General features: G+C 72.8%; 25 protein-coding genes. 9 read left to right on the top strand and 16 right to left on the bottom strand.

Features of this window, described 5'->3' with window-relative positions; all coding sequences use genetic code 11:
• Positions 1-74: 74 nt before the first annotated feature.
• The 3 genes from ACGFZN_RS15545 to afsQ1 are packed head-to-tail and all read right to left on the bottom strand — an operon-like array spanning position 75 to position 2,955.
• On the bottom strand, positions 75-692 hold the full coding sequence (locus ACGFZN_RS15545) for a hypothetical protein (protein ID WP_393858941.1): 618 nt from the start codon (positions 690-692) through the stop codon (positions 75-77).
• Positions 689-2,281 carry an ATP-binding protein gene (locus tag ACGFZN_RS15540; protein WP_393858940.1) on the bottom strand — a complete coding sequence of 531 codons (1,593 nt, stop codon included), beginning with the start codon at positions 2,279-2,281 and terminating at the stop codon, positions 689-691. The genes ACGFZN_RS15545 and ACGFZN_RS15540 overlap by 4 nt, the downstream gene beginning before the upstream one ends.
• Positions 2,278-2,955 (bottom strand): two-component system response regulator AfsQ1, encoded by a 678-nt coding sequence (gene afsQ1, locus ACGFZN_RS15535; protein WP_106980762.1) that lies wholly within the window; start codon positions 2,953-2,955, stop codon positions 2,278-2,280. Before afsQ1 ends, ACGFZN_RS15540 begins: the two co-directional genes overlap by 4 nt.
• Positions 2,956-3,196: 241 nt before the next feature.
• Between afsQ1 and ACGFZN_RS15530 the strand changes: the two genes are divergently transcribed.
• Positions 3,197-3,985 (top strand): SigE family RNA polymerase sigma factor, encoded by a 789-nt coding sequence (locus ACGFZN_RS15530; RefSeq protein ID WP_393858939.1) that lies wholly within the window; start codon positions 3,197-3,199, stop codon positions 3,983-3,985.
• A gap of 144 nt (positions 3,986-4,129) precedes the next feature.
• Here the strand turns inward: ACGFZN_RS15530 and ACGFZN_RS15525 are convergent, their stop codons facing one another.
• Positions 4,130-4,765 (bottom strand): uridine kinase, encoded by a 636-nt coding sequence (locus ACGFZN_RS15525; RefSeq protein ID WP_393858938.1) that lies wholly within the window; start codon positions 4,763-4,765, stop codon positions 4,130-4,132.
• A 128-nt stretch (positions 4,766-4,893) separates the two neighbouring features.
• Between ACGFZN_RS15525 and ACGFZN_RS15520 the strand changes: the two genes are divergently transcribed.
• Positions 4,894-5,295 (top strand): hypothetical protein, encoded by a 402-nt coding sequence (locus ACGFZN_RS15520; protein WP_393858937.1) that lies wholly within the window; start codon positions 4,894-4,896, stop codon positions 5,293-5,295.
• Positions 5,296-5,394: 99 nt separating this feature from the next.
• On the opposite strand, the gene ACGFZN_RS15515 is transcribed toward ACGFZN_RS15520, so the two are convergent.
• Genes ACGFZN_RS15515 through deoC form a run of 3 tightly spaced genes read right to left on the bottom strand, consistent with a single transcriptional unit; the run spans position 5,395 to position 8,673 of the window.
• Positions 5,395-6,279: an aldehyde dehydrogenase family protein gene (locus ACGFZN_RS15515; protein WP_393858936.1), complete on the bottom strand. Its 885-nt coding sequence runs from the start codon at positions 6,277-6,279 to the stop codon at positions 5,395-5,397.
• Positions 6,272-7,708, bottom strand: a complete 1,437-nt coding sequence (locus tag ACGFZN_RS15510; RefSeq protein ID WP_393858935.1) for an aldehyde dehydrogenase family protein — start codon at positions 7,706-7,708, stop codon at positions 6,272-6,274. Before ACGFZN_RS15510 ends, ACGFZN_RS15515 begins: the two co-directional genes overlap by 8 nt.
• A 5-nt stretch (positions 7,709-7,713) precedes the next feature.
• Positions 7,714-8,673 carry a deoxyribose-phosphate aldolase gene (gene deoC, locus ACGFZN_RS15505; RefSeq protein WP_393859009.1) on the bottom strand — a complete coding sequence of 320 codons (960 nt, stop codon included), beginning with the start codon at positions 8,671-8,673 and terminating at the stop codon, positions 7,714-7,716.
• Positions 8,674-8,875: 202 nt separating this feature from the next.
• On the opposite strand from deoC, the gene ACGFZN_RS15500 reads away from it, so the two are divergent.
• A complete protein-coding gene (locus tag ACGFZN_RS15500) occupies positions 8,876-9,589 on the top strand; it encodes a PH domain-containing protein (RefSeq protein ID WP_393858934.1) in 714 nt (237 codons plus the stop codon).
• A 184-nt stretch (positions 9,590-9,773) separates the two neighbouring features.
• Here ACGFZN_RS15500 and ACGFZN_RS15495 read toward each other — a convergent pair whose 3' ends face one another.
• The 3 genes from ACGFZN_RS15495 to ACGFZN_RS15485 form a co-directional block, all read right to left on the bottom strand.
• Positions 9,774-11,405 (bottom strand): phospho-sugar mutase, encoded by a 1,632-nt coding sequence (locus tag ACGFZN_RS15495; RefSeq protein WP_393858933.1) that lies wholly within the window; start codon positions 11,403-11,405, stop codon positions 9,774-9,776.
• A gap of 872 nt (positions 11,406-12,277) precedes the next feature.
• Positions 12,278-13,102 (bottom strand): purine-nucleoside phosphorylase, encoded by an 825-nt coding sequence (locus ACGFZN_RS15490; protein ID WP_393858932.1) that lies wholly within the window; start codon positions 13,100-13,102, stop codon positions 12,278-12,280.
• Positions 13,103-13,202: 100 nt separating this feature from the next.
• Entirely contained in the window at positions 13,203-13,640 is a 438-nt protein-coding gene (locus tag ACGFZN_RS15485; protein ID WP_393858931.1) for a gamma-glutamylcyclotransferase, read from the bottom strand.
• 96 nt (positions 13,641-13,736) lie between these two features.
• Between ACGFZN_RS15485 and ACGFZN_RS15480 the strand changes: the two genes are divergently transcribed.
• Both ACGFZN_RS15480 and ACGFZN_RS15475 read left to right on the top strand, forming a co-directional pair.
• Complete coding sequence (locus ACGFZN_RS15480) at positions 13,737-15,185, top strand: NAD(P)H-quinone dehydrogenase (RefSeq protein ID WP_393858930.1); 1,449 nt, start codon at positions 13,737-13,739, stop codon at positions 15,183-15,185.
• Positions 15,186-15,351: 166 nt separating this feature from the next.
• Positions 15,352-16,278, top strand: a complete 927-nt coding sequence (locus ACGFZN_RS15475) for a DeoR/GlpR family DNA-binding transcription regulator (protein WP_393858929.1) — start codon at positions 15,352-15,354, stop codon at positions 16,276-16,278.
• 101 nt (positions 16,279-16,379) lie between these two features.
• Here the strand turns inward: ACGFZN_RS15475 and ACGFZN_RS15470 are convergent, their stop codons facing one another.
• Positions 16,380-18,152, bottom strand: coding sequence for an acetyl/propionyl/methylcrotonyl-CoA carboxylase subunit alpha (locus ACGFZN_RS15470; protein WP_393858928.1), 1,773 nt, complete (start codon positions 18,150-18,152; stop codon positions 16,380-16,382).
• Between the two features lie 392 nt (positions 18,153-18,544).
• Here ACGFZN_RS15470 and ACGFZN_RS15465 point away from each other — a divergent pair, with 392 nt between their 5' ends.
• The gene (locus ACGFZN_RS15465; protein ID WP_393858927.1) at positions 18,545-19,105 is read left to right on the top strand and encodes a hypothetical protein; all 561 of its coding nucleotides are present in this window, start codon (positions 18,545-18,547) and stop codon (positions 19,103-19,105) included.
• Here ACGFZN_RS15465 and ACGFZN_RS15460 read toward each other — a convergent pair.
• The 4 genes from ACGFZN_RS15460 to ACGFZN_RS15445 all read right to left on the bottom strand — a co-directional run bounded on the left by ACGFZN_RS15460 (position 19,077) and on the right by ACGFZN_RS15445 (position 21,798).
• Positions 19,077-19,694 carry a Maf family protein gene (locus tag ACGFZN_RS15460; protein ID WP_393858926.1) on the bottom strand — a complete coding sequence of 206 codons (618 nt, stop codon included), beginning with the start codon at positions 19,692-19,694 and terminating at the stop codon, positions 19,077-19,079. The genes ACGFZN_RS15465 and ACGFZN_RS15460 overlap by 29 nt on opposite strands.
• 92 nt (positions 19,695-19,786) lie before the next feature.
• Positions 19,787-19,915: a morphogenic membrane protein MmpB gene (gene mmpB / locus ACGFZN_RS15455; RefSeq protein ID WP_393858925.1), complete on the bottom strand. Its 129-nt coding sequence runs from the start codon at positions 19,913-19,915 to the stop codon at positions 19,787-19,789.
• 80 nt (positions 19,916-19,995) lie between these two features.
• Positions 19,996-20,205 carry an acyl-CoA carboxylase epsilon subunit gene (locus tag ACGFZN_RS15450; protein ID WP_393858924.1) on the bottom strand — a complete coding sequence of 70 codons (210 nt, stop codon included), beginning with the start codon at positions 20,203-20,205 and terminating at the stop codon, positions 19,996-19,998.
• A 9-nt stretch (positions 20,206-20,214) separates the two neighbouring features.
• Positions 20,215-21,798: an acyl-CoA carboxylase subunit beta gene (locus ACGFZN_RS15445; protein ID WP_330338145.1), complete on the bottom strand. Its 1,584-nt coding sequence runs from the start codon at positions 21,796-21,798 to the stop codon at positions 20,215-20,217.
• 111 nt (positions 21,799-21,909) lie between these two features.
• Between ACGFZN_RS15445 and ACGFZN_RS15440 the strand changes: the two genes are divergently transcribed.
• Complete coding sequence (locus tag ACGFZN_RS15440) at positions 21,910-22,770, top strand: biotin--[acetyl-CoA-carboxylase] ligase (RefSeq protein WP_393858923.1); 861 nt, start codon at positions 21,910-21,912, stop codon at positions 22,768-22,770.
• Between the two features lie 784 nt (positions 22,771-23,554).
• Complete coding sequence (locus ACGFZN_RS15435; protein ID WP_393858922.1) at positions 23,555-24,661, top strand: adenylate/guanylate cyclase domain-containing protein; 1,107 nt, start codon at positions 23,555-23,557, stop codon at positions 24,659-24,661.
• Here the strand turns inward: ACGFZN_RS15435 and ACGFZN_RS15430 are convergent.
• On the bottom strand, positions 24,658-25,215 hold the full coding sequence (locus ACGFZN_RS15430; protein WP_393858921.1) for a hypothetical protein: 558 nt from the start codon (positions 25,213-25,215) through the stop codon (positions 24,658-24,660). The genes ACGFZN_RS15435 and ACGFZN_RS15430 overlap by 4 nt on opposite strands.
• 180 nt (positions 25,216-25,395) lie before the next feature.
• On the opposite strand from ACGFZN_RS15430, the gene ACGFZN_RS15425 reads away from it, so the two are divergent.
• A complete protein-coding gene (locus ACGFZN_RS15425; protein WP_393858920.1) occupies positions 25,396-26,190 on the top strand; it encodes an enoyl-CoA hydratase/isomerase family protein in 795 nt (264 codons plus the stop codon).
• The last annotated feature ends 41 nt before the right edge of the window (positions 26,191-26,231 follow it).

The following is a 26,231-nucleotide window of genomic DNA, read 5'->3' as shown; positions in this document are numbered from 1 at the left end:
ACCCCTAGACGCACCACGGGACACCATCGGTTCCGCGCGGGGGCCGTCCGGCGTGCGCGGCCGTGCCCGGGCCGCTACCCGCCCTCGACCTCGCTGGACGGCGGGACCGTGTTGCCCGGACGGTCGCGGAGGTCGTCCGTGCAGGCGTAGCGGCGCAGGGCGCCGGTGCCGGGGCCGCCCAGGACGACCGAGCCGTCGCCCTCCGTGGCGGCCGAGTCGGACAGCGTGCACACCAGCTGGGCCAGGGCGTAGGAGGTGAGCCGGGACGGGGCCGTGCTCAGGTGCAGGGCGTCCTCGGGCTCCCCGGGGGCGGGGCCGCGCACCGTCACACCGCCCGGCACGTACGTCGTGTAGCCCGCCGAGCGCTCGGCGGCGGACGGGGACGCGGCGAGCTGGTCCAGCAGGCCCTGGGCCACGAGCACCTGGCGGCGCGCGTCCGGGGTGCCCTCCGGGACGCGGACCGTCCGGTCGACGGCCACCAGCGACGCCCCGCACAGCAGGAAGACCTGCACGGGCACGCCCTGCGCGGACTGGGTGGCCAGGTCGGGCCCGGCCAGCGAGCACGGCACCCGGGACGGCGCCGCTCCGAAGTCGGTGGGCACCTGGGTGGCGCGGATGCCGCAGCCGGTGAGCAGCAGGCCCAGGAGGGGCAGCGCCAGCAGGCGTCGTGCGGCCGGGCGTCGTACGGTCATGACCCCTCCTTTCCGGGACCGCGGTCGCTGCCGGACGTGTCGTTCTTCGCCGTCTCGTCGGCCTCTTCGGTCAGCCGGGAGGCGTCCCGTGGCAGCCGCAGGGTGAACACCGCGCCGCCGTCGGGCGAGTTGGCGGCGGTGATCTGGCCGCCGTGGATGTGGGCGTTCTCCATGGCGATGGACAGGCCCAGGCCGCTGCCCTCGGAGCGCGGCCGGGAGGCGCTCGCCTTGTAGAACCGGTCGAAGACGTGCGGCAGGACGTCCTCGGGGATGCCGGGCCCGTGGTCGCGGACCTGGATCACGATCTCCTCGTCGGCCACCCGCACCGACACCCGCACCGGCGACCCGCCGTGCTTGAGGGCGTTGCCGATCAGGTTGGCGAGGATGACGTCCAGGCGGCGCGGGTCGAGCCGGGCGTGGATGCCGCGCTCGGCGTCCAGTTCGACCGCGTCCAGCCAGGCCCGGGCGTCGATGCAGGCGGTGATCTGGTCGGCGATGTCGACGTCGTCCAGGACGAGCCGGGCGGTGCCCGCGTCGAAGCGGGTGACCTCCATCAGGTTCTCGACCAGGTCGTTCAGCCGCCGGGTCTCGCTGACCACCAGCCGCACCGCGGGCTCGATCATCGGGTCCATGCTCCCGGTCTCCGCCTCCAGCTCCTCCTCCAGCACCTCCGTCACGGCGGTGATGGCGGTCAGCGGAGTGCGCAGCTCATGGCTCATGTCGGCGACGAACCGGCGCGAGGCCTCGTCCCGGGCGGCCATCTCCGCCACCCGCTTCTCCAGCGCCTCGGCCGCGTTGTTGAACGTCCGGGACAGATCGGCCAGTTCGTCGGTCCCCGACACCCGCAGCCGCGTGTCCAGTCTGCCCTCGCCGAGCCGGCGCGCGGCCACTCCCAGCCGGTGCACCGGCTTCAGCACGGTCGTGGCGGCGGCCTGCGCGAGCAGCGCGGCGCCGATCAGCGCGAGTCCGGTGGCGATGCCCAGCGACCAGGCCAGCGAGTTGAGGTCCTTCGCCTCCGGCTCCAGCGACTTCGCCATGTAACCGGTCGGGCCGCCGCCGATCACGCGCGTGCCGGCCACCAGATACGGCGTGCCGTGCTGCACCACGCGCTGCCAGTACAGGTGGTACGGCTCCTTGTTGCCGTCGGTGACCTTCTGCTGCTTGTTCACGGCGGCGCGCAGCGACCTGGGCACGTCCTCCAGCGAGAAGCCGTTGATCCCGCCCGAGTTGCCGTACACCGGTCTGCCGTCGGCGTCCTGGCCGACGAGGAGCACGCTGAAGTGCTGGCTGCCGGCGGCCATCTGGCCCGCCGCACGCTGGAGTTCGTCCTGCGTGGGGTGCGCGGGCAGGGCGCCCGCGCGGTTCTGCATCTCCTGCCGGAAGTCGTGCAGCACCGCGTCCTGGGCGCGGGTGAGCACCGCCTCCCGGTTCAGCCAGTAGGCGATGCCGGACGCCGACACGGCGGCCGTGAGGGCCACCAGCGCGAAGACGACGACCAGCCGCAGCCGCAGACTGGTGAACCTCAGCCGCGAAAGACTTCCCCTGCGCCGCGCGGACCAGCCGCGCAGCCCCCCTTGCGTGTCGGTCACTGAGGCGCGTCCAGGCGGTAGCCGACACCACGGACGGTACGGATCAGGGTCGGGGACGACGGCACGTCCTCGACCTTGGCGCGCAGCCGCTGCACACAGGCGTCCACCAGGCGCGAGTCACCGAGGTAGTCGTGCTCCCACACCAGCCGCAGCAGCTGCTGCCGGGACAGCGCCTGACCGGGCCGCCGGCTCAGCTCCAGCAGCAGCCTGAGCTCGGTCGGGGTCAGCTGGAGATCCTCGCCGTTCTTCGTCACGGTCATCGCCGAGCGGTCGATGACGAGGTTGCCGAACGTCGCCGAGTCGCTGGACTCGCGCTCCCCGCGCCGCAGCACGGCCCGGATCCGGGCGTCCAGCACCCGGCCCTGCACCGGCTTGACCACGTAGTCGTCGGCGCCGGACTCCAGCCCGACCACCACGTCGATGTCGTCACTGCGCGCGGTCAGCAGGATGATCGGCAGCTGGTCGGTGCGCCGGATGCGCCGGCACACCTCGAAACCGTCGATGCCGGGCAGCATCACGTCCAGCACGATCAGGTCGGGCCGCTGCTCGCGCAGCAGCTTCAGACCGTCCTCTCCGCTGGCAGCGGTCGCCACCCGGTGTCCCTGGCGCGTCAGGGAGAGCTCCAGGGCCGTGCGGATGGCGTCGTCGTCCTCGATCAGCAACAGGGAAGGCACGGGCTCATTCTGGCCCATGGACGGGCCGTCGTACGACCCGCGGGCACCGGGCCCTGCCTGCCACCACCCTCTGTGCACCGCCTGTGACGAGGCCGGGCCGGAGCCCTGTGACAGGTCTGTGACAGTCGGCGGACACGGCGATGAAGTCGCCCCGGCAGTCTTTTGGGCACGGGCCGGACGGGGGAGCCACAGCCGGCCCGGCAGGACCGAATCACCGGAAGTACACGACGGGGAGCGCGAGATGAACACGCTGCACAGCATCAGCACCAGCGCAGTGGTCACGCGTCTGCACGACGTGAACGCGCACCGGGGATCCGTTTCGGAGAAGTCCGGTGCAGATGGGGGTACCTCCCGCGCGAGCGTGTTCGAGCGTGGGGGAGGACGGGGGTGCGCTCGCGGCACCGGGCGTCAGCACGCCGGGTTCATGACGGTGGTTGACGCGCACACGGGGGAGGCACACGGGGGAAGCGCGTACAGGGAGGACTCGGGGGAGCAGCGCCGTTCCCTGACGGAGGCGGAGTTCACCGCCTACGTCCAGGAGCGCCGCGCCTCCCTGTACGCCACCGCGTACCACCTGACCGGGGACCGCTTCGAGGCCGAGGACCTGCTGCAGAGCGCGCTGTTCTCGACGTACAAGGCGTGGGAGCGGATCAGCGACAAGGCGGCGGTCGGGGGCTATCTCCGCCGCACCATGACGAACCTGCACATCAGCGCGTGGCGCCGCCGCAAGCTGAACGAGTACCCGACCGAGGAACTGCCGGAGACGGCCTCCGACACGGACGCGATGCGCGGCACCGAGCTGCGCGCGGTCCTGTGGCAGGCGCTGGCCCGGCTGCCCGAGCTCCAGCGCACCATGCTGGTCCTGCGCTACTACGAGGGCCGTACGGACCCGGAGATCGCGGACATCCTCGGCATCAGCGTCGGCACGGTGAAGTCCAGCATCTGGCGGTCGCTCCGCCGGCTGCGCGAGGACGAGGTCCTCAGCTTCGGCCGTGACGAGGAGAACGCCTTCGGCGAACTGGTCGCCTGAAGGCCAGGGGTCACCGGGGGGTGACCCGAGGGGGGACGGGGGAATCGGGGGATACGGGGGGAACACGGGGGAGCAAGGAGCGGGACTGGAAGGTCGGGGGGGATCGTCCAGTCCCGTTTCTGTCTGTGCGCTGTGCGCTTCCCTTCACGCCGCCGTCTGCTGACGCGCCTGCCGTCCCGCCGCCGCTGCCGCGAGCCGTCCCAGTGCCTCGTCGCGGTCGCACGGATGGGCGCCCAGCGACACCTGACGGGCGACGATGGACCGCTCCGCGCGCATCAGGCGCCAGCCCCGGCGCAGCAGGAACGGCACCGACTTGCGGCCCTCCTTCAGATCCCGCAGGAACCGCCGGCGGAAGGTGACGACCGGCCCGCGGGTCAGGCACAGCGCGTCCGCCAGCACGCCCCGCTCCCGGCAGCGCTCGACGATCTCCGCGGCGAAGATGCCCTCCGCGATGAACACCGGGGTACGGCCGATGTGCAGCGTCTTCTCGCCGGTACGGGCGCTCAGCGCGATGTCGTACACCGGCACCGGCGTCGAGCCGGTCGCGCACAGCCGGGCGATGGCCTCCAGCGCGACGTCCGCGTCCCACGACTCCGGGTGGTCCCAGTCGATGTCCGGACTCCCCTGCACCAGGGGCAGAGTCGGGTCGCCGGCCTCCTTGTAGAAGTCGTCCAGGCGCAGGACGGGAAGCCCGGAACGGGCGGCGACGAGGGACTTGCCCGAGCCCGAGGGGCCGCACAGCAGCACGACACGGGCGGGAAACGGGGGATGAAGGCTCACGGAACACCAGTTTGTCGTATGGCGAGCCGCCTGCCGACCCCGCGGGTCGGCTTTTGAGCGTGACTCCCGCCTCAACTACCCTACGTGCCGACAGCATTACCCTGCGCACCAGAAGGCGGCACCCGTCGATGGCCCGACACACCTCTTCCCAGCACCCCGTCGCACAGCGCGCCCTGATCACCCTGGCGACCGCAGGAGCGGCCCTGGGGGCAGGCGCCGCGACGGCCCACGCGGACACCGCCCCGGCCCTGGACGTGCCGTCGCGTCCGACCTCGCTCGGCAGGATGGACCCCCAGGCGGGTCTGGCCGCCGCCACCGGCACCGTCCGCTATGTCACGGGCCCGGTGGCGGGCCTCAAGCCCAACCCGCTGGCGGGCACGGGCGTCGACCCGCTGAACAACGGGGTGGGCACCCAGCTGGCCGACTTCAAGCCGGTGGGCTCCCAGATGCTGACGGCTCCGGTGGCGGAGGCGGAGTCACTGGGGGCGGTGCCGGTGCTGGGGCAGGCGCTGGGTGCGGTGGGGCGCTGAGGCGCCCCGGAAGGGGCGAGGAAGCGGGCGCGGGGACTGCGCGATCGGCCACGGACGACCCGTGGCCGGCCAAGCGCCGCAGTTCCCCGCCCGACCCCGTCAGTAGGAAGAACCGCCGGCGCCCAGCGACCCCGTCGGGTGCCACACGGTCTTCGTCTCCAGGAACGCCGTCATGCGGTCGATGCCGGGCGTCTCGAAGTAATCCACAGCCTGTGGACGCAGCACGCGCTTGAGGTTGTCGGCCGCGGCGATCTCCAGCTCCTTGGCCAGCGCCTCGTCCGCGCCCGCGAGGTCGATCGCGTTGACGTCCTGGTGCGCGGCCAGCGGGGCCGCGATCTCCGCGGTGCGGCCGGACAGGACGTTGACCACGCCGCCGGGGACGTCGGAGGTGGCCAGCACCTCGGCCAGGGACAGGGCCGGCAGCGGCGCCTTCTCGCTCGCCACCACGACCGCGGTGTTGCCCGTGGCGATCACCGGGGCGACGACGGACACCAGCCCGAGCAACGACGACTCCTGCGGGGCCAGCACGGCGACCACACCCGTCGGCTCGGGGGAGGAGAGGTTGAAGAAGGGGCCCGCGACCGGGTTGGCGCCGCCGATCACCTGGGCGATCTTGTCGGTCCAGCCCGCGTACCAGACCCAGCGGTCGACGGCCGCGTCCACGACCCCGGCGGCCTTCGACTTCGACAGCCCCTCGGCGTCGGCCACCTCGCGGACGAACTGGTCCCTGCGGCCCTCCAGCATCTCCGCGACGCGGTACAGGACCTGGCCGCGGTTGTACGCCGTCGCCCCGGACCAGCCGCCGAACGCCTTGCGCGCCGCCACGACCGCGTCCCGCGCGTCCTTGCGGCTCGACTGCGGTGCGTTGGCCAGCCAGTTGCCCTTGGAGTCGGTCACCTCGTACACCCGGCCGCTCTCGGATCGCGGGAACTTCCCGCCGACGTACAGCTTGTAGGTCTTGAGGACAGAAAGCCGATCAGACATCGAGGTACGCCTCCAGGCCGTGGCGGCCGCCCTCGCGGCCGAAGCCCGACTCCTTGTAACCGCCGAACGGCGAGGTCGGGTCGAACTTGTTGAACGTGTTGGACCAGACGACACCCGCGCGCAGCTTGTTCGCGACGGCAAGGATCCGGGAGCCCTTCTCGGTCCAGATGCCCGCCGACAGGCCGTACTGGGTGTTGTTCGCCTTGGCGACCGCCTCCTCCGGAGTGCGGAAGGTGAGGACCGACAGCACCGGGCCGAAGATCTCGTCGCGGGCGATGGTGTGCGCCTGGGTGACGTTCGTGAAGAGTGTCGGGGCGAACCAGTAGCCGGACGTGGGCAGTTCGCACGCCGGGGACCAGCGCTCGGCGCCCTCCGCCTCGCCCTGCTCGCAGAGCGCGGTGATCCGGGCCAGCTGCTCGGCGGAGTTGATCGCGCCGATGTCGGTGTTCTTGTCCAGCGGGTCGCCGAGGCGGAGCGTGGACAGGCGGCGCTTCAGGGAGTCCAGCAGCTCGTCCTGGATCGACTCCTGGACGAGGAGGCGGGAGCCCGCGCAGCAGACCTGGCCCTGGTTGAAGAAGATGCCGGTGACGATGCCCTCGACGGCCTGGTCGATGGGGGCGTCGTCGAAGACGATGTTGGCGCCCTTGCCGCCCAGTTCCAGGGTGAGCTTCTTGCGGGTGCCCGCGACGGTCCGCGCGATCTCCTTGCCCACGGCGGTGGAGCCGGTGAAGGCCACCTTGTTCACATCCGGGTGCGCGACGAGCGCGGCGCCGGTGTCGCCGTAGCCGGGAAGGATGTTGACGACGCCCTTGGGGAGTCCGGCCTGACGGCAGATGTCCGCGAAGAACAGGGCCGACAGCGGGGTGGTCTCCGCGGGCTTCAGCACGACCGTGTTGCCGGTGGCGAGCGCCGGGGCGATCTTCCAGGCCAGCATCAGCAGGGGGAAGTTCCACGGGATGACCTGGCCGGCCACGCCCAGCGGCTGCGGATTCGCGCCGAAGCCCGCGTGGCCGAGCTTGTCGGCCCAGCCGGCGTAGTAGAAGAAGTGGGCGGCGACCAGCGGGAGGTCGGCGTCGCGGGTCTCCCGGATCGGCTTGCCGTTGTCCAGCGTCTCCAGGACGGCCAGTTCGCGGCTGCGCTCCTGGATGATCCGGGCGATGCGGAACAGGTACTTGGCGCGCTCGGAACCGGGCAGCGCCGACCACGTCTCGAAGGCCTTGCGGGCGGCCCTGACGGCGCGGTCGACGTCCTCGGCGCCGGCCTGGGCGACCTCGGAGAGGACCTCCTCCGTCGACGGGCTGACGGTCTTGAAGACCTTGCCGTCGGCCGCCTCGACGAACTCGCCGTCGATGAACAGGCCGTAGGAAGGGGCGATGTCGACGACCGAGCGGGACTCGGGCGCCGGTGCGTACTCGAACACGGAAGCCATGGTGATCAGTCCACCGTCACGTAGTCGGGGCCGGAGTAGCGGCCGGTGGCCAGCTTCTGGCGCTGCATCAGCAGGTCGTTCAGCAGCGAGGAGGCGCCGAAGCGGAACCAGTGGTTGTCCAGCCAGTCCTCGCCCGCGGTCTCGTTCACCAGGACCAGGAACTTGATGGCGTCCTTGCTGGTCCGGATGCCGCCGGCGGGCTTCACGCCCACCTGCACCCCGGTCTGGGCGCGGAAGTCGCGCACCGCCTCCAGCATCAGCAGCGTGTTGGCGGGGGTGGCGTTGACCGCGACCTTGCCGGTGGAGGTCTTGATGAAGTCGGCGCCCGCCAGCATGCCGAGCCAGGAGGCGCGGCGGATGTTGTCGTACGTCGACAGCTCGCCGGTCTCGAAGATGACCTTCAGCCGGGCGCTCGTGCCACAGGCCTCCTTCACGGCGACGATCTCGTCGTACACCTTCAGGTACCTGCCGGCGAGGAACGCGCCCCGGTCGATGACCATGTCGATCTCGTCGGCGCCGGCGGCGACGGCGTCGCGCACGTCGGCCAGCTTCACGTCGAGGGCGGCGCGGCCGGCCGGGAAGGCGGTGGCGACCGAGGCGACCTTCACGCCGGAGCCGGCGACGGCCTCCTTGGCGACGGCCACCATGTCGGGGTAGACGCACACCGCGGCCGTGGCGGGGGTGGTGCGGTCCGTCGGGTCGGGGTGGACGGCCTTGGCGCCGAGCGCCCGGACCTTGCCCGGGGTGTCCGCGCCTTCCAGCGTCGTCAGGTCGACCATCGAGATGGCGAGGTCGATGGCGTACGCCTTCGCGGTGGTCTTGATGGAACGGGTGCCGAGGGACGCGGCGCGCGCCTCCAGGCCGACCGCGTCGACGCCGGGCAGCCCGTGCAGGAAGCGGCGCAGCGTGCTGTCGGACGCGGTGACGTCCGAGAGTGCGTGAGCTGTGGGTGCGGTAGTGGGCATGGTCACCAGACGAGCATATCTACGCGCGTAGCGGATGTATAGCCCCCGAAGCCCCCGACCGGGGGATCCGGACGCATCTCACGTCCGTGCCACCGGAAGCGGAACGGGCCTCCGGCCTCCCGCCCGCGCGCGCAGATCACGGATGAGCGCCGGTTGCGGGGCAGGTGGCGGCGCGGCCGCCGGTGTCGTGCAGACTTGGCCCATGACCACCCCCGACCACCAGTCACCCGCGTCACAGCCGCCGGCGTCCGGAACCAAGGACCGGGTCTACCGCTCGCCCCTGGCGCTGATCGGCGGCGTACTGCTGCTGCTCGTCATCGGCTGGCTCGGCTTCGACGCGCTGTTCCAGGGACACGGCCGTACGCCGTGGCTGGCGCTGGCCGCGCTGATCCTGATCGTGCCGCTGGTGATCGCCTTCACGCTCCGCCCGGCGGTCTTCGCGGGCGAGGACCGCCTCAGGGTGCGCAACCCGTTCCGGGTGATCAGCCTGCCCTGGGGCGAGGTCGCCTCGCTGCGCTCCGGTTTCTCCAACGAGGTCCTGGCGAAGTCCGGCGCCAAGTACCAGCTGTGGTCGATTCCGGTGTCGCTGCGGGCCCGCAAGAAGGCGGAGATGCGCAAGGCCCGGGCGGCGGCGGAGGCGGCGCGGGGCGCGGACCCGGCGCGGCGCGGCTTCGGCGGCCTGCGGGGCGCGGGCGGGATCGGCGGCATGGGTTCCTTCGGCGGCGCGGCCACGGCGGCGTCCGGCCCGACCCGTGCCGAGGGCGACCAGGTCATGGACGAACTCCGCGAACTGCTGGAGCGCCGGGGCGACACGGAACCTGCCCAGGGCGAGGTCACCGTGCGCTGGGCCTACGAGGTGATCGCCCCCGCGGCGGCGGGCGCGGTCCTGCTGGCCGTCCTCCTCGCCCTCGGGTAAGCGCGGGCCGGGCCGGGGCTTCCGCCGCCGCGCGGGCCGCTCGGCTCGCGGAAGCAGGACACCACACCGGAGGCGGACGGCTCCGACGGCTGCTGTCCGGTGCACGGGGAGGCTGCCCTCCGGTGCACGGGAAAAGGGGCGCCCCCGAAGGAGCGCCCCCCAGCCGTGTCCGGATCCCCGGGTCTCAGATGCCGGCCGCCGCCGACAGGTCCCGCTTGAGCGCGCCGAGGAGTTCCGTGGCGTGGGCGCGGGCGGACGGCAGGGCGGAGTGGTCCGGGACCGGGACCACGACCTCCAGGTAGCACTTCAGCTTCGGCTCGGTGCCGCTCGGGCGGACGATCACCCGGGCGCCCTCGAGGGCGTACCGCAGCCCGTCCGTCGGCGGAAGCCGGTCCGTGCCCTGTGAGAGGTCCTCCGCGCGGACGACGGTCAGGCCCGCCAGCCGGGCCGGCGGCTGCTCGCGCAGGCGGCGCATCGCACCGGCGATGACCGAGAGGTCCTGGACGCGGACCGAGAGCTGGTCGGTGGCGTGCAGCCCGTGCTCCACGGCGAGGTCGTCCAGCAGGTCGAGAAGGGTACGGCCCTCCTCCTTCAGCTGCGACGCCAGCTCGGTGACGAGCAGGGCCGCGGTGATGCCGTCCTTGTCGCGCACGCCCTCGGGGTCCACGCAGTAGCCGAGGGCCTCCTCGTAGCCGTAGCGCAGGCCGTCCACGCGGGCGATCCACTTGAAGCCGGTCAGGGTCTCCTCGTAGGGCAGGCCGGCCTTCTCGGCGATACGGCCCAGCAGCGAGGAGGAGACGATCGACTCGGCGAACACCCCGGTCGCACCGCGCCGCACCAGGTGGGCGGCGAGCAGCGCGCCGACCTCGTCACCGCGCAGCATCCGCCAGTCCTCGCCGTCCCTGACGGCCACGGCGCAGCGGTCGGCGTCGGGGTCGTTGGCGATGACCAGGTCCGGGCCGGTGGCGCGGGCCCGGGCGAACGCCAGGTCCATCGCGCCCGGCTCCTCCGGGTTCGGGAAGGCGACCGTCGGGAAGTCCGGGTCCGGCTCGGCCTGCTCGGCGACCAGGACCGGCTCGGGGAAGCCGGCCCGGGCGAAGGCGGCGAGCAGGACGTCCTTGCCGACGCCGTGCATCGCCGTGTAGACCGTGCGGGCGGTACGGGGGGAGCCGGGGGCCAGGACCGCGTCCGTACGCGCCAGATACGCATCCAGCACCGAGTCGTCCAGGGTCTCCCAGCCGGCCTCGGGGCGGGGTACGTCGTGCAGGCTCGCGATCGCGTCGATCTCGGCGGCGATCTCCGCGTCGGCGGGCGGCACGATCTGGGAGCCGTCGCCGAGGTAGACCTTGTAGCCGTTGTCCCGGGGCGGGTTGTGGCTGGCGGTGACCTCCACGCCGGCGACCGCGCCGAGGTGCCGGATCGCGAAGGCCAGCACGGGGGTGGGCAGCGGGCGGGGGAGTACGGCGGCGCGCAGGCCGGCGCCGGTCATCACGGCGGCGGTGTCGCGGGCGAAGTCGGCGGACTTGTGGCGGGCGTCGTAGCCGATGACGACGAGGCCGCCCGCCTGGCCGTTCTTCTTCAGATAGGCGGCGAGGCCGGCGGCGGCCCTGATGACGACGCTGCGGTTCATGCGCATCGGACCGGCGCCCAGCTCCCCGCGGAGGCCCGCGGTGCCGAACTGGAGCGTGCCGGAGAACCGGGCCGACAGTTCCTCGACGTCGCCGGCGTCGATCAGCTCGGCCAGTTCGTCGCGCGTCTCCTGGTCGGGGTCCTCGGCGAGCCATGCCTTGGCCCGGGCGATGAGATCGTCGTGCACCTTGGGATCAACCTCTCCGTGTCTGCCTGGTCCGGCCGGGGGCTCCGCCCCCGACCCCCCGTTTTCCCTCTCCCCCACGCTCGACTTCGCTCACGCGGGGAACCCCCATCCCGACTCGTTCGGCTGGAAGCCCGGCGAAGGACTCTCGCCACCGTCGGCCCAGCACTCGCGCCCAGCCTTCCTGCCGGGCACCCGCGTCCGGCGTCTTGGCCGGCCTCCGCGTCGCGTCCGGCGTCCGGGCCCAGCAATCGCGCCCGGCAGCCCGGTCGGCCTTCGCGTCGCGTCCGGCCTTCGGGCCGGGCACCCGCGTCCGGCGTCTTGGCCGGCGCGTCGAGCCTGCCGTCCCGCCCTTCGCGCCGCTCCGGCGTCCGGCCCAGCCTCGCGCCCGGCATCCCGGTCCGCCTTCGCACCGCGTCCGCCCTCCCGGCCCAGCACCCGTTCCCGACATCGCGGTCGGTCCTAGCGCCGCGCCCGGCATCCCAGCCTTCGTGCCGCGCCGGGCGCCCGGCCCAGCACCCGCGTCCGGAATCCTGGTCGGCAGCCGCGGCCCGGCACCCCGGTCGGCTTTTGCACCGCGCCCGGCGTCCGGGCCCAGCACTCGCGTCCGGAATCCTGGTCGGCAGCCGCGGCCCGGCACCCCGGTCGGCTTTTGCACCGCGCCCGGCATCCGGGCCCAACCCCGCGTCCGGCATCCCGGTCGGTCCTAGCGCCGCGCCCGGCATCCCAGCCTTCGTGCCGCGCCCGGCATCCGGGCCCAACCCCGCGTCCGGCACCCCGGCCCGCCGCACCCGGCCCAGCACCCGGACCCGGCCTCCCGGCCGGCGCCCGCGCCCGGCACTCCGGCCCCCCCGGTGTCCCGGACGCCGCGTCGCCTACAGCTTCTCCAGCACCTGTGCCAGCAGCTGGCCCATTCGGGCTGCCGAGTCGCGGCCGGCCTGGAGGACCTCCTCGTGGTTGAGGGGCTCGCCGGTCATGCCCGCGGCCAGGTTGGTGACCAGGGAGATGCCGAGGACCTCGGCGCCCGCCTCGCGCGCGGCGATGGCCTCCAGGACCGTGGACATGCCGACCAGGTCCGCGCCGATGACGCGGGCCATGCGGATCTCGGCCGGGGTCTCGTAGTGCGGGCCGGGGAACTGTGCGTAGACGCCCTCCTCCAGGGTGGGGTCGATCTCCTTGCACAGGGTGCGCAGGCGCGGGGAGTACAGGTCGGTGAGGTCGACGAAGTTCGCGCCGACGATCGGCGAGGTGGCCGTCAGGTTGATGTGGTCGCTGATCAGCACCGGCTGGCCGGGGCGCATGCCCTCGCGCAGGCCGCCGCACCCGTTGGTGAGGACCACGGTCTTGCAGCCGGCGGCCACGGCGGTGCGCACGCCGTGGGCGACGGCGGCCACGCCGCGGCCCTCGTAGTAGTGCGTGCGGCCCAGGAAGACCAGTGCGCGCTTGTCACCGAAGGAGTACGAGCGGACCTTGCCGCCGTGTCCCTCCACGGCCGGCGGCGGGAAGCCCGGCAGCTCGGTGACCTGGAACTCGGCGTCGGGGGCGCCCAGGGCGTCGACGGCCGGCGCCCAGCCGGAGCCCATCACGAGGGCGACGTCGTGGGTCTCGGCGCCGGTGAGGGCGCGCAGGCGCGCGGCGGCGGCGTCGGCGGCGGCGTACGGGTCGCCCTGGATGTCGTCCGGAAGAAGAGATGCGTTCACGTGCACGAGGGTAGCCGCTCTTCGCCTACGCGCGTAGATGACAGACGTCACGGGATTGCATCCGTTGCCTTGTCGTTTCCGACGAACCGGCCCGCGCGCTTCAGCAGGGACGCTTCCGCAGCTCCATCACATAGTCGTGCGGCGCCCCCGCCGATTCCGCCGCGTCGGCGATCTCGCCGAGGTAGCGGGCCGACGGCAGGCCGCCCTCGTAGGCGTTGAGGACATAGGTCCAGGCCGCCTCCTCGCCGTCGAGGGTGTGCACGCGCACGCGTACGCGCCGGTAGAGGTCGAGGCCCACGCCCTCCCACCGGTCGAGGGACTCCTCGTCCAGGGGTGCGATGTCGTACAGGCCGACGAAGACCTGCGCGAGCGGGTCCTCCACGATCGTCGCCAGCGCGCCCTCCCAGCCCAGCTGCTCGCCGCCGAACGTCAGCCGCCAGCCGTTCAGCCAGCCCGTGGCGCGCAGCGGCGAGTGCGGTGCGCGCTGGGACATCAGGCGCGCGTCGAGGTTGCCGGCGTACGCGGCATAGAGCGACATGGGGAGAGGGTACGGCAGGGAAAGTCCCCGTCCCTCGCGCCCCGTACGACACTCGTGTGCGCCCCCGGGCAGTAGCACCTTGAAGGGTGCGGGACAATGGAGTACGTGACTCGGATCGTGATCATCGGTGGCGGACCCGGCGGATACGAAGCGGCCCTGGTGGCCGCCCAGCTCGGTGCGGAGGTGACCGTCGTCGACTGCGACGGTCTGGGCGGAGCGTCGGTGCTGACCGACTGCGTGCCGTCGAAGACCCTTATCGCTACGGCCGAGGTCATGACGACCTTCGACTCCTCGTACGAGGAGCTGGGGATCATCGTCGCCGACGACACCCCGCCGCTGGAGCAGGCGGCCCGGGTGGTCGGGGTGGACCTCGGGAAGGTCAACCGGCGCGTGAAGCGGCTCGCGCTCGCCCAGTCGCACGACATCACCGCCTCCGTCACCCGCGCCGGCGCCCGGGTCATGCGCGGCCGCGGCCGGCTCGAGGGCATGCAGGCCCTCGACGGGTCCCGGAAGGTCGTCGTCACCGCCGCCGACGGCACCGAGGAGACCCTCACCGCCGACGCCGTCCTCATCGCCACCGGCGGTCACCCGCGCGAACTGCCCGACGCCAGGCCCGACGGCGAGCGCATCCTGAACTGGACGCAGGTCTACGACCTCACCGAGCTGCCGGAAGAGCTGATCGTGGTCGGGTCGGGCGTCACCGGCGCCGAGTTCGCCGGCGCCTACCAGGCCCTCGGCTCCAAGGTCACGCTCGTGTCGTCCCGGGACCGCGTGCTGCCCGGTGAGGACCCGGACGCCGCCGCCGTGCTGGAGGACGTCTTCCGGCGCCGCGGCATGAACGTCATGGCCCGCTCCCGCGCGCAGTCCGCCAAGCGCGTCGGCGACCGGGTGGAGGTCACGCTGGCCGACGGCCGGGTCATCAGCGGCACCCACTGCCTGATGGCCGTCGGCGCCATCCCCAACAGCGCGGGCCTCGGCCTGGAGGAGGCCGGGGTCAAGGTGCGCGACTCCGGGCACATCTGGACCGACAAGGTGTCCCGTACGACCGCTCCCGGCGTGTACGCGGCCGGTGACGTGACCGGGGTCTTCGCGCTCGCGTCCGTCGCCGCCATGCAGGGACGTATCGCCATGTACCACTTCCTCGGCGACGCGGTGGCCCCGCTGAACCTGAAGACCGTCTCCTCGAACGTCTTCACCGACCCCGAGATCGCCACCGTCGGCTACACGCAGGCCGACGTGGACGCGGGCAAGATCGACGCCAGGGTCGTCAAGCTGCCCCTGCTGCGCAACCCGCGCGCGAAGATGCAGGGCATCCGGGACGGCTTCGTGAAGATCTTCTGCCGTCCGGGCACGGGCATCGTCGTCGGCGGCGTCGTCGTCGCGCCGCGCGCCTCGGAACTGATCCACCCCATCTCGATCGCCGTCGACAACAATCTGACGGTCGAACAGATCGCGAACGCCTTCACGGTGTACCCCTCCCTTTCGGGGTCGATCGCGGAGGTGGCCCGGCAGTTGCACACCCGGAAGGCCGGCGCGGAGGCCTGACGGCCGGATCCGGCTTCCCGCTGGTCACGGGGAGTCGCCGCGTGTGCGTGCGGCATAGTCGGGGAGGATAGGTCCTATACCACTTCCCGCCCTGCCATGCGAACAACTTCTGTTATTCGGCGCAAACTGCTGAAACCAGACGGTCGCTGGGGTTACTGTCAGTTTCGTGTTCGCTGCTGAACGTCGCCAACTGATCCTCGAAATGGTGCGAGCGAACGGTGCCGTGTCGCTCCGTGAACTCGCCCGCGTCGTCCAGACCTCCGAAGTGACCGTACGGCGGGACGTGCGGGCACTGGAGGCAGAAGGACTCCTCGACCGCCGGCACGGCGGTGCGGTACTGCCCGGTGGGTTCACGCGGGAGTCGGGCTTTCCGCAGAAGTCGCATCTCGCGACCGCCGAGAAGACGGCCATCGCCGACCTCGCGGCGGGCCTCGTCGAAGAGGGCGAGGCCATCGTGGTCGGCGCGGGTACCACCACGCAGGAGCTGGCCCGCCGGCTCGCGCGGGTGCCCGGCCTCACGGTCGTCACCAACTCGCTCCTCGTCGCCCAGGCGTTGGCCCATGCCAACCGGGTGGAGGTCGTGATGACCGGCGGCACCCTGCGCGGCTCCAACTACGCCCTGGTCGGCTCCGGCGCCGAGCAGTCCCTGCAAGGGCTGCGGGTGTCGAAGGCCTTCCTGTCCGGGAGCGGTCTGACCGCCGAGCGCGGGCTCTCCACGTCCAACATGCTCTCGGCGTCCGTCGACCGGGCCCTCGTCCAGGCCGCCGCGGAGGTCGTGGTCCTCGCCGACCACACCAAGCTCGGCACCGACACGATGTTCCAGACCGTGCCGACCGACCTCATCACCCGCCTGGTCACCGACGAGCCGCCCGGCCACGACGACCGCGCCGCCACCGAGTTGCAGGCGCTCGCCGACCAGGGCGTGCAGATCGCCGTGGCCGGGACGGGGAACTCTTCGGGGGGTGAGCAGGCCCCGGCGCGACGAGCTCCGCTGCCGGGGCCGCGGAGGGGGGTCGCGCTTCGCTCCGGTGCGGGGTTCTCCGAGCCCACGGGGGCCGAGCGGGGCCGGGTTGCCGATCTGCGGCGGCGCTGAGGGCGCCGAGCCCCCGAGCCGGCGCGTCCGCCGCTTCCAAAGCCGAACGCCCGGTGGACCGAAGTGCTTCGGTCCACCGGGCGTTTCCGTGAAAGCCGGCGTCAGTCCTTGATCTCGCAGATGGCGGCGCCGGAGGTGACGGATGCGCCGATCTCCGCGGTGAGGCCCTTGATGGTGCCGGCCTTGTGCGCGTTCAGCGGCTGTTCCATCTTCATGGCCTCCAGGACGACGACGAGGTCACCTTCCTTGACCTCCTGGCCCTCCTCGACCGCGACCTTGACGATCGTGCCCTGCATGGGCGAGGCGAGGGTGTCGCCGGAGGCTACGGGGCCGGACTTCTTGGCCGCGCGGCGCTTGGGCTTGGCGCCGGCGGCGAGGCCGGTGCGGGCCAGGGACATGCCGAGCGAGGCCGGCAGGGAGACCTCCAGGCGCTTGCCGCCGACCTCGACGACGACCGTCTCGCGGCTGGTGTCCTCCTCCGACTCGACGTCGGCCGGGGCGGCGAAGGGCTTGATCTCGTTGACGAACTCGGTCTCGATCCAGCGGGTGTGGACCGTGAACGCCTCGGTCGAGCCGGTCAGCTCGGGGGCGAACGCCGGATCCCTGACCACCGCGCGGTGGAAGGGGATCGCGGTGGCCATGCCCTCGACCTGGAACTCGTCCAGGGCGCGCGCGGCCCGCTGAAGCGCCTCCTTGCGGGTACGGCCGGTCACGATCAGCTTGGCCAGCAGGGAGTCCCAGGCCGGGCCGATCACGCTGCCGGCCTCCACACCCGCGTCCAGGCGGACACCGGGGCCCGAGGGTGCGTCGAAGCGGGTCACCGTGCCGGGCGCCGGGAGGAAGTTGCGGCCCGGGTCCTCGCCGTTGATGCGGAACTCGAAGGAGTGACCGCGCAGCGGCGGGTCGTCGTAGCCGAGCTCCTCGCCGTCGGCGATGCGGAACATCTCGCGCACCAGGTCGATGCCGGAGACCTCCTCGGTCACCGGGTGCTCGACCTGCAGCCGGGTGTTGACCTCCAGGAAGGAGATCGTGCCGTCCTGGCCGACCAGGAACTCACACGTGCCCGCGCCCTCGTAGTGGGCCTCCTTCAGGATGGCCTTGGAGGCCCGGTACAGCTCGGCGAGCTGCGCCTCGGACAGGAACGGCGCCGGGGCCTCCTCGACCAGCTTCTGGTGGCGGCGCTGCAGCGAGCAGTCACGGGTGGAGACGACGACCACGTTGCCGTGCTTGTCGGCCAGGCACTGGGTCTCCACGTGCCGGGGGCGGTCCAGGTAGCGCTCGACGAAGCATTCGCCCCGGCCGAAGGCGGCGACCGCCTCGCGGACGGCGGAGTCGTACAGCTCCGGGACCTCTTCCAGCGTCCGGGCGACCTTCAGGCCGCGGCCGCCGCCGCCGAAGGCGGCCTTGATGGCGATCGGCAGGCCGTGCTGCTTCGCGAAGGCCACGACCTCCTCGGCGCCGGAGACGGGGTCCGGGGTGCCGGCCACCAGCGGGGCGCCGGCGCGCTGCGCGATGTGCCGGGCGGCGACCTTGTCACCGAGGTCGCGGATGGCCTGCGGCGGCGGGCCGATCCAGATCAGTCCGGCGTCCAGCACCGCCTGGGCGAAGTCGGCGTTCTCCGACAGGAAGCCGTAGCCCGGATGGACCGCGTCCGCGCCGGACTCGCGCGCCGCGTTCAGGATCTTGTCGATGACGAGATAGCTGGTGGCCGGGGTGTCACCGCCCAGGGCGAACGCCTCATCCGCGGCGCGGACATGCAGAGCGTCCCGGTCCGGGTCGGCGTAGACGGCCACGCTCGCGATCCCGGCGTCCCGGCAGGCCCGGGCCACGCGGACAGCGATTTCGCCACGGTTGGCGATGAGCACCTTGCGCACGATTGAGGCTCCCTCCTTGAAACAAGCCGAGTTTAGGGACTGCCGACACGGCACTTCGACCCGTCCCCAATGGTGAGCTTGCCCACACGGAGCGTGATGCGAGGCTCGCTCGACCCGCGAAAACCCTTGTCGCACCGGTCGTACGCAGGGGTCCTCCGGGAAACCCTAGCCCGGTCATGTGGTCAAGGTCTCTGTGAGAGCGTGCTGCGGCCCACTCAGTTTCTTTGTCGAGTCCCTACGAATGGCCCAATGATTCTTTGCTGCCACGCGAACCCTTGTCCCGCGGTTTACCCGTTAGTAGCGTTCGCGATGACTTGAACGTACCTGGGGTAACACGCAACTGGCTCGAGAGTGGGTGGGGACCGGTGGTGCGCAGACCGGTGGCATGGGTCGTGGCGATCGTCCTTCTGGCGGAGGCGGTCTTCATCGCGGCGCTGAACTGGTTCCTCGGCATGGTCGTCGACCGCCAGGAGATGTCCCTGGCGGGCCTGGACTCGCACGTGATGGCGACGTCCTCGAAGATCGGCGGGATCGTCTTCGGCCTCTACTTCGCGCTGTGCGCGCTGGTGGCCGCCCTGGTCGCGATCCGCGACCGCGCCCCCGCGGGCTTCGGGCGCGTGCTGCTGATCAGCGTGGCGGTCGTGCACGGCCTCCTGGGCGCCTTCGCCTGGGGCCTGGTCGGCTGGACGGCGTTCCTGTTCATGGTGGTGGTGCTCGGCCTCGTCGTCCTGCTGCTGATGACGTACGACCGCGAGGCCGGGCCGCAGCAGACCGCGCCGGGCGGTGCGGCGGACCCGGGCGGCGACCCGGAGGCCGAGACCGAGCCGGCCCCGGCCCCGGCGGCCGTACCGGCGCCCCGTGCGGAGGAGCCGCAGGACGGGGACGGTGGGGACGACGAGCCGCAGGACTCCGTGCCCGCCCAGGTCACTCGGCCGGTGACCACAACTCCGTGATCCCGACGCCCAGTTCCGCCAGCAGCCTGCGCACCAGGGGCAGGCTGATGCCGATCACGTTGCCGTGGTCGCCCTCGATGCCCTCGATGAACGGCGCCGAACGGCCGTCCAGGGTGAAGGCGCCCGCGACGTAGAGGGGCTCGCCGGAGGCGACGTACGCGGCGATCTCCTCGTCGCTGGGGTCGCCGAAGCGGACCACGGTGGAGGCGGTCGCGGACACGTACCGCTTGGCCTGCGTGTCCCAGACGCAGTGCCCCGTCTGGAGGGTGCCGGCGCGCCCGCGCATCGCCTTCCAGCGGGCGGTCGCCTCCTCGGCGTCGGCGGGCTTGCCGAGGGCCTGTCCGTCCAGCTCCAGCACCGAGTCGCAGCCGATCACCAGGGCGCCCTGCACCTCGGGCCTGGCCGCCACGACCGAGGCCTTCGCCTCGGCCAGGGCGAGCGCCAGCTCCGCCGGGGTGGGGGCGCTGACGGCATCCTCGTCGACCCCGCTGACGATCACCTCGGGGTCGAGGCCGGCCTGTCTGAGCAGGCCCAGCCGGGCGGGGGACTGCGATGCGAGCACGAGTCGCCTGCGGCGCGTAGCGGTCATGCGGCCAGGTTAGCGGCGGAGCGCCGGCCGGCTCATCTCGCCTGCCGTGCCCTCGTCTCGCCTGCCGCGCCGTCACCTCGTGTGCCGCGTCGTCAGCGCAGGCCGATCACGAGCATCGCCAGGACCATCGCCAGGGCCACCAGGAAGCCGAGCCGCCGGAGCATGTGCTCCGTCTCGCGCAGTTCTTCCGGCGGCTCGTCCTCCGGGTCTGACCACAGCATTCGTCCAGCCTGCGGCCTGCTGCCGGGCGGGCGCCTGAGTACGGGTACTCAATTGGCGCCCGGCCGGCTCCCCGCACGCCTCAGCTCGGCCAGTAGGTGCGGGTCCAGGACGCCGGCCCCGGCCGGGGCACGCGGGCCGCCGCGATCCGCGACGGGTCCGACCAGGCGTCCCGCGGGCCGGTCGCGCCGGGCGGCTGGGCCGCTGCCGCCGCGGCGCGGGCGCGGACCACCGCCAGGGCGGCGGCCAGCTCCTCCGGGGTCGGGTTGCCCCGTACGACTTTGATCGTCACAGCGGCTCCTTACAGGGGGATGTTGCCGTGCTTCTTCGGAGGCAGGGATTCCCGCTTGGTGCGCAGCTGACGCAGGCCGCGGACGATGTGGGAGCGGGTGTCGGACGGCATGATCACCGCGTCGACGTAGCCGCGCTCGGCCGCGACGTAGGGGTTGAGGAGGGTGTCCTCGTACTCCTGGATCAGCCGGGCCCGGGTGCCCTCGACGTCCTCCGCCTCGGCGATGGTGCGGCGGTGCAGGATGTTGACGGCGCCCTGGGCGCCCATCACCGCGATCTGGGCGGTCGGCCAGGCGAGGTTGAGGTCGGCGCCCAGGTGCTTGGAGCCCATGACGTCGTACGCGCCGCCGAAGGCCTTGCGGGTGATGACCGTGATGAGCGGGACGGTGGCCTCCGCGTAGGCGTAGATCAGCTTGGCGCCGCGGCGGATGATGCCGGTGTGCTCCTGGTCGACGCCCGGCAGGAACCCGGGGACGTCGACGAAGGTCAGCACCGGCACGTTGAAGGCGTCGCACGTGCGCACGAACCGGGCCGCCTTCTCGGAGGCGTCGATGTCCAGGCAGCCGGCGAACTGCATCGGCTGGTTGGCGACGACGCCGACCGGGTGGCCCTCGACCCGGCCGAACCCGGTGAGGATGTTCGGCGCGAACAGGGCCTGCGTCTCGAAGAACTCGCCGTCGTCCAGGACGTGTTCGATCACCGTGTGCATGTCGTACGGCTGGTTCGCGCTGTCCGGCACGACGGTGTCCAGCTCGCGGTCCTCGTCGGTGACGGCGAGGTCCGCCTCCTCCGGGAAGACCGGGGGCTCGGAGAGGTTGTTGGACGGCAGGTACGACAGCAGCTGCTTGACGTACTCGATGGCGTCCTTCTCGTCGCCGGCCATGTGGTGGGCCACGCCGGAGGCGGTGTTGTGGGTGCGGGCGCCGCCCAGCTCCTCGAAGCCGACGTCCTCGCCGGTGACGGTCTTGATGACGTCGGGGCCGGTGATGAACATGTGGCTGGTCTGGTCGACCATGACGGTGAAGTCGGTGATGGCCGGGGAGTAGACCGCGCCGCCCGCGCACGGGCCGACGACCAGGCTGATCTGCGGGATCACGCCCGAGGCGTGCGTGTTGCGGCGGAAGATCTCGCCGTACGCGCCGAGGGACGCCACGCCCTCCTGGATGCGGGCGCCGCCGGAGTCGTTGATGCCGATGACCGGGCAGCCGGTCTTCAGCGCGAAGTCCATCACCTTGACGATCTTCTGGCCGTAGACCTCGCCGAGGGCGCCGCCGAAGACGGTGAAGTCCTGGGAGAACACGGCGACCGGGCGGCCGTCGACCGTGCCGTAGCCCGTGACCACGCCGTCGCCGTACGGGCGGTTCTTCTCCAGGCCGAAGTTGGTGGAGCGGTGCCGGGCGAACTCGTCCAGCTCGACGAAGGACCCCTCGTCGAGGAGGAGTTCGATGCGCTCACGGGCCGTCAGCTTGCCCTTGGCGTGCTGCTTCTCGACGGCGCGTTCCGAGCCGGCGTGCGTCGCTTCCTGGATACGGCGCTGGAGGTCCGCGAGCTTGCCCGCGGTGGTGTGGATGTCGATCTCTTCCGGCTCGGACATCGGGATCGCGGCTCCCTGCCTGCTCAAAAGGGGGGACGGTTACTCATCCGTAGAGTAGTGCTGGGGCGGTGGGTCGGCAGTGCGGCGTTTCCCACACCTAGGGTGACTTGCATGACGCCGCAGAATGCATCCGATGACAGCCGTTGGTCCGACCTGGACCGTCCGCCCCTGAACGCCGCGGCACTGCGGCGGGCGCTGGTGCGGGAGGGCAGCCTGTACACCGAGGTCGACGTGGTGCAGCGCACCGGCTCCACCAACTCCGACCTGGTCGCCCGGGCCGCCGCCGGGAAGGCCGGCGAGGGCGCCGTACTGGTGGCCGAGGAGCAGACGGCGGGGAAGGGGCGGCTGGACCGGCGGTGGACGGCGCCGCCGCGTTCGGGTCTGTTCTTCTCCGTGCTCCTGCGGCCCGTCGAGGTGCCGGTGGCGCGGTGGGGGTGGCTGCCGCTGCTCACCGGGGTCGCCGTGGCGACCGGGCTGTCGCGGGCCGCGGGTGTGGACACGGCCCTGAAGTGGCCCAACGACCTGCTGGTCACCGTCGGCGGAGAGGAGCGCAAGGCCGGGGGCATCCTCGCGGAGCGGGCCGGGGAGGGCGGTGTCGTCATGGGGGTCGGCATCAACGTCACGCTGCGCGCCGATGAGCTGCCGGTGCCGCAGGCCGGGTCGCTGGCGCTGGCCGGGGCGGTGGGCACGGACCGGGATCCGCTGCTGCGGGCGGTGCTGCGGTCGCTGGAGGACTGGTACGGGCGGTGGCGGTCGGCCGGCGGGGATCCGTCGGTCAGCGGGCTCCAGGAGACGTACGCGGCGGGGTGCGCGACGCTGGGGCGGACCGTGCGGGCCGAGCTGCCGGGGGAGCGGTCGGTGGTGGGGGAGGCGGTGGCGGTCGACGGGGACGGGCGGCTCGTCATCGCCACGCAGGCCGGTGTGCAGGAGCCGGTGGGGGCGGGGGACATCGTCCATCTGCGGCCGGCTTAGGGGTACGGCCGGGGGGCGACGGTGTGGTGCGGCCGAGTGGTCATGCCTGAGGTCGGGGTTGGGGGCGGGCGAGTGCGGGGCCTGCGGTCCGGGGCGGGTATGGGCGAGTGGGGCGGCCTGCGGTCCGGGGCGGGGGCGGTGAGTGGAGGCGTGCGGTCCGGGTCGGGTGCGGGCGAGTGGGGGCGTGCGGTCCGGGTCGGGTGCGGGCGAGTGGGGCGCGGCCTGCGGTCCGGGGCGGGGGCGGGTGAGTGGGGGGATGCCTGCGGTCGGGGGTTGGGGGCGGGGGAGTGCGGGGCCTGCGGTCCGGGGCGGGTGTGGGCGAGTGAGGCGGCCTGCGGTCCGGGGCGGGGGCGGTGAGTGGAGGCGTGCGGTCCGGGGCGGGGGCGGGTGAGTGGGGGGATGCCTGCGGTCGGGGGTTGGGTGCAGGTGAGTGGGGGGATGCCTGCGGCGCCTGTGCGGCTTCGGTGGGGGCGGGCGTAGCGCCCAGGGTCGGTTTTGGGTCGGGGCCGCGCCGGGGGGTGTCCGTCCTCGGTCGGGCGGTTGCGGGGGTCGGCGGGTGGGCGGTGTTTGACGCCCGCCGGTGCGGGCGGACCCCCCGTTCCGTCCCCTTCCCGCCGTGGGCGGCTGCCGCGCCCGGAGGGGCGCGGGGAACTGCCCCGCCGTGGCGGCTGCCGCGGGCCCGGAGTGATCATCGGCCCAACCCGACGGAGTGAGCTGGCGCACACCTGCCGTAGAGTTGAGGCCGGTCGGAACGTGACCGCGGCAGATCGGAAGGGCAGCAGGCGTGACCGTCGACGACACGGGCTCCGGCGAGGGCGCGGACGCCGCCGACTCCGGCGAGGACCCGCTGGCCCTGCGCCTCGAGCAGCTCATTCTGGGCGCCGAGCGCCGCTACACGCCGTTTCAGGCGGCCCGCAGCGCCGGTGTGTCCATGGAGCTGGCCTCGCGCTTCTGGCGGGCGATGGGGTTCGCGGACATCGGACAGGCCAAGGCGCTGACCGAGGCCGATGTGCTCGCCCTGCGCCGGCTCGCCGGTCTGGTCGAGGCGGGGCTGCTCAGCGAGGCCATGGCGGTGCAGGTCGCGCGGTCCACGGGGCAGACCACCGCCCGGTTGGCCGAGTGGCAGATGGATTCCTTCCTGGAGGGGCTGACCGAGCCGCCCGAGCCCGGGATGACCCGCACCGAGGTGACGTATCCGATCGTGGAGCTGCTCCTGCCCGAGCTGGAGGAGTTCCTCGTCTATGTGTGGCGGCGGCAGCTCGCCGCCTCGGCCGGGCGGGTCGTGCAGTCGGCCGACGACGACGAGATGGTGGACCGGCGGCTCGCCGTCGGCTTCGCCGACCTCGTGGGGTTCACCCGGTTGACGCGGCGCATGGAGGAGGAGGAGCTCGGGGAGCTGGTCGAGGCCTTCGAGACCACGGCCGCCGACCTGGTGGCCGCGCGTGGCGGCCGGCTGATCAAGACCCTCGGCGACGAGGTGCTGTACGCCGCCGATGACGCGGGTACCGCCGCGGACATCGCGCTGCGGCTCGTCGAGACGCTGGCGAACGACGAGACGATGCCGGAGCTGCGGGTCGGCATGGCCTTCGGCACGGTCACCACCCGGATGGGCGATGTGTTCGGTACGACGGTGAACCTGGCCTCCCGGCTGACCTCCATAGCGCCGCGCGACGCCGTGCTGGTGGACAGCGCCTTCGCCGAGGAGCTGATCCGCACCGGTGAGGCGCCCGCCTCGGAGGCGGAGGCGGCCGAGGCCGCGGCGGCCGCCGAGAAGGAGGGCGAGGAGCCGCCGACGTACCGGTTCGCGCTCCAGCCGATGTGGCAGCGGCCGGTGCGCGGGCTGGGCGTGGTCGAGCCCTGGCTGCTCGCCCGTCGCGACGGTCAGCCCTAGCCTCCCAGGTTCACGCAGAGGCCCAGGACCGGGACGCACACGCCGCCGGGGCCTTGTGGTGGCGCGCTATGGCTCGGTGCGGGGGTGGTCGGTGCCGGGTGTGTGGTGGGTGTGGGGGCCGGACGCGGGGCGGATGTCGTGGGCTGCGGTGTCGTTTCTCGCGGCGGGGTACGGCGTGTGGGCGCGCCGGTCGGTGCCGTACCGGCTCCGGGGGCTGTGGTGGGCGCGGTCGGGTGGGGGGTCGTGGCCGGCGATCCGGTGGCGAGTGGCGTGGGGCCGCTGCCGCCCATGACGGAGGTTGCCGAGGGCAGCGCGGTGGGGGCGGCGGAGAGCGTGGCGGTGGTGTTCGCCGCGTGGTCCGTGGCGCGGGGTTCCGCCTCCGCCGTGCCGGGGGCGCCGACGCCCGACTCCGGGGCGACCCGCACCAGGCTGAGCACCCCGGCCGCGAGGGCGAGACCGCCGGCGGCGAGGAGGATCTTGCGGGGGCGCGGCTTGCGGTGGCGTCCGTGGCGTGGGACGGGCTCGCCGGGCGCCTCGTCCGGTATCGGTGTCATGGTTTCCCTCCCCGCAGTGGCGGACGCACGCTATGCGGTGCTGTGGGTGATGTGGGGCGAGACGGCCGTGATGTCACTCGAACGGGTGTAGCCCCCTGGACTTTCCCGGGATCGGGTACGGCTGCGATGATCGGGCCGGAAGTGGGTTAACCCGCGTTAACACGTGAGCCGGAGGGTGCCATGAGCGAGGAGCGGTTCGGGGAGTTCGTGCTGGTGCGGCGGCACGGGTATGTCGCGGAGCTGATGATGGACCGGCCCAAGGCCATGAACGCGGTCTCGACGGAGATGGCCCGCTCCCTGGCGGGCGCGTGCGCGGCGCTGGCCGCCGACCGGGACGCGCGCGTGGTGGTGCTGACCTCGTCCCATGAGCGGGCGTTCTGCGTCGGGGCGGACCTGAAGGAGCGGAACTCCTTCACCGACGCGGACCTGCGGCGGCAGCGGCCGGTGACGCGCGGGGCGTACACCGGGGTGCTGGAGCTGCCGATGCCGACGATCGCGGCGGTGCACGGCTTCGCGCTGGGCGGGGGGTTCGAGCTGGCCCTGTCCTGCGACCTGATCGTGGCCGACCGCACGGCGGTGGTGGGCTTGCCGGAGGTGTCCGTGGGCGTGATCCCCGGCGGTGGCGGCACGCAGCTGCTGCCGCGCCGGGTCGGGGCGGCGCGCGCGGCCGAGCTGATCTTCTCCGCCCGGCGGGTGGAGGCGGCCGAGGCGGCCGAACTCGGGCTTGTGGACCGGCTGGTGGAACAGGGCCGGGACCGCGAGGAGGCGCTGGAGCTGGCCGCGCGCATCGCCGGCAACTCCCCGGTCGGCCTGCGTGCCGCCAAGCGGGCGCTGCGGCTGGGGCACGGGCTGGATCTGCGGGCCGGCCTGGAGGTCGAGGACGCGGCCTGGCGGACCGTGGCCTTCTCCGGTGACCGGGCGGAGGGCGTGGCGGCGTTCAACGAGAAGCGCACGCCGCAGTGGCCGGGGGAGTGACCGGCACCGGACCCGTGGCCGGACCGTCATCCACCTGATCG

Source organism: Streptomyces sp. NPDC048192, from assembly GCF_043202415.1.
In the GTDB taxonomy this organism is placed as follows: domain Bacteria; phylum Actinomycetota; class Actinomycetes; order Streptomycetales; family Streptomycetaceae; genus Streptomyces.
This window is presented reverse-complemented; position numbering and strand designations above follow the sequence as displayed.

What these genes read in the sequence shown, in the direction of transcription:
- ACGFZN_RS15545 (WP_393858941.1), bottom strand. Translation starts at nt 692, where the DNA reads ATGACCGTACGACGCCCGGCCGCACGACGCCTGCTGGCGCTGCCCCTC.
- ACGFZN_RS15530 (WP_393858939.1), top strand. Translation starts at nt 3,197, where the DNA reads ATGAACACGCTGCACAGCATCAGCACCAGCGCAGTGGTCACGCGTCTG.
- ACGFZN_RS15520 (WP_393858937.1), top strand. Translation starts at nt 4,894, where the DNA reads ATGGCCCGACACACCTCTTCCCAGCACCCCGTCGCACAGCGCGCCCTG.
- ACGFZN_RS15515 (WP_393858936.1), bottom strand. Translation starts at nt 6,279, where the DNA reads ATGTCTGATCGGCTTTCTGTCCTCAAGACCTACAAGCTGTACGTCGGC.
- ACGFZN_RS15510 (WP_393858935.1), bottom strand. Translation starts at nt 7,708, where the DNA reads ATGGCTTCCGTGTTCGAGTACGCACCGGCGCCCGAGTCCCGCTCGGTC.
- deoC (WP_393859009.1), bottom strand. Translation starts at nt 8,673, where the DNA reads ATGCCCACTACCGCACCCACAGCTCACGCACTCTCGGACGTCACCGCG.
- ACGFZN_RS15500 (WP_393858934.1), top strand. Translation starts at nt 8,876, where the DNA reads ATGACCACCCCCGACCACCAGTCACCCGCGTCACAGCCGCCGGCGTCC.
- ACGFZN_RS15485 (WP_393858931.1), bottom strand. Translation starts at nt 13,640, where the DNA reads ATGTCGCTCTATGCCGCGTACGCCGGCAACCTCGACGCGCGCCTGATG.
- ACGFZN_RS15480 (WP_393858930.1), top strand. Translation starts at nt 13,737, where the DNA reads ATGGAGTACGTGACTCGGATCGTGATCATCGGTGGCGGACCCGGCGGA.
- ACGFZN_RS15460 (WP_393858926.1), bottom strand. Translation starts at nt 19,694, where the DNA reads ATGACCGCTACGCGCCGCAGGCGACTCGTGCTCGCATCGCAGTCCCCC.
- mmpB (WP_393858925.1), bottom strand. Translation starts at nt 19,915, where the DNA reads ATGCTGTGGTCAGACCCGGAGGACGAGCCGCCGGAAGAACTGCGCGAG.
- ACGFZN_RS15445 (WP_330338145.1), bottom strand. Translation starts at nt 21,798, where the DNA reads ATGTCCGAGCCGGAAGAGATCGACATCCACACCACCGCGGGCAAGCTC.
- ACGFZN_RS15440 (WP_393858923.1), top strand. Translation starts at nt 21,910, where the DNA reads ATGACGCCGCAGAATGCATCCGATGACAGCCGTTGGTCCGACCTGGAC.
- ACGFZN_RS15430 (WP_393858921.1), bottom strand. Translation starts at nt 25,215, where the DNA reads ATGACACCGATACCGGACGAGGCGCCCGGCGAGCCCGTCCCACGCCAC.
- ACGFZN_RS15425 (WP_393858920.1), top strand. Translation starts at nt 25,396, where the DNA reads ATGAGCGAGGAGCGGTTCGGGGAGTTCGTGCTGGTGCGGCGGCACGGG.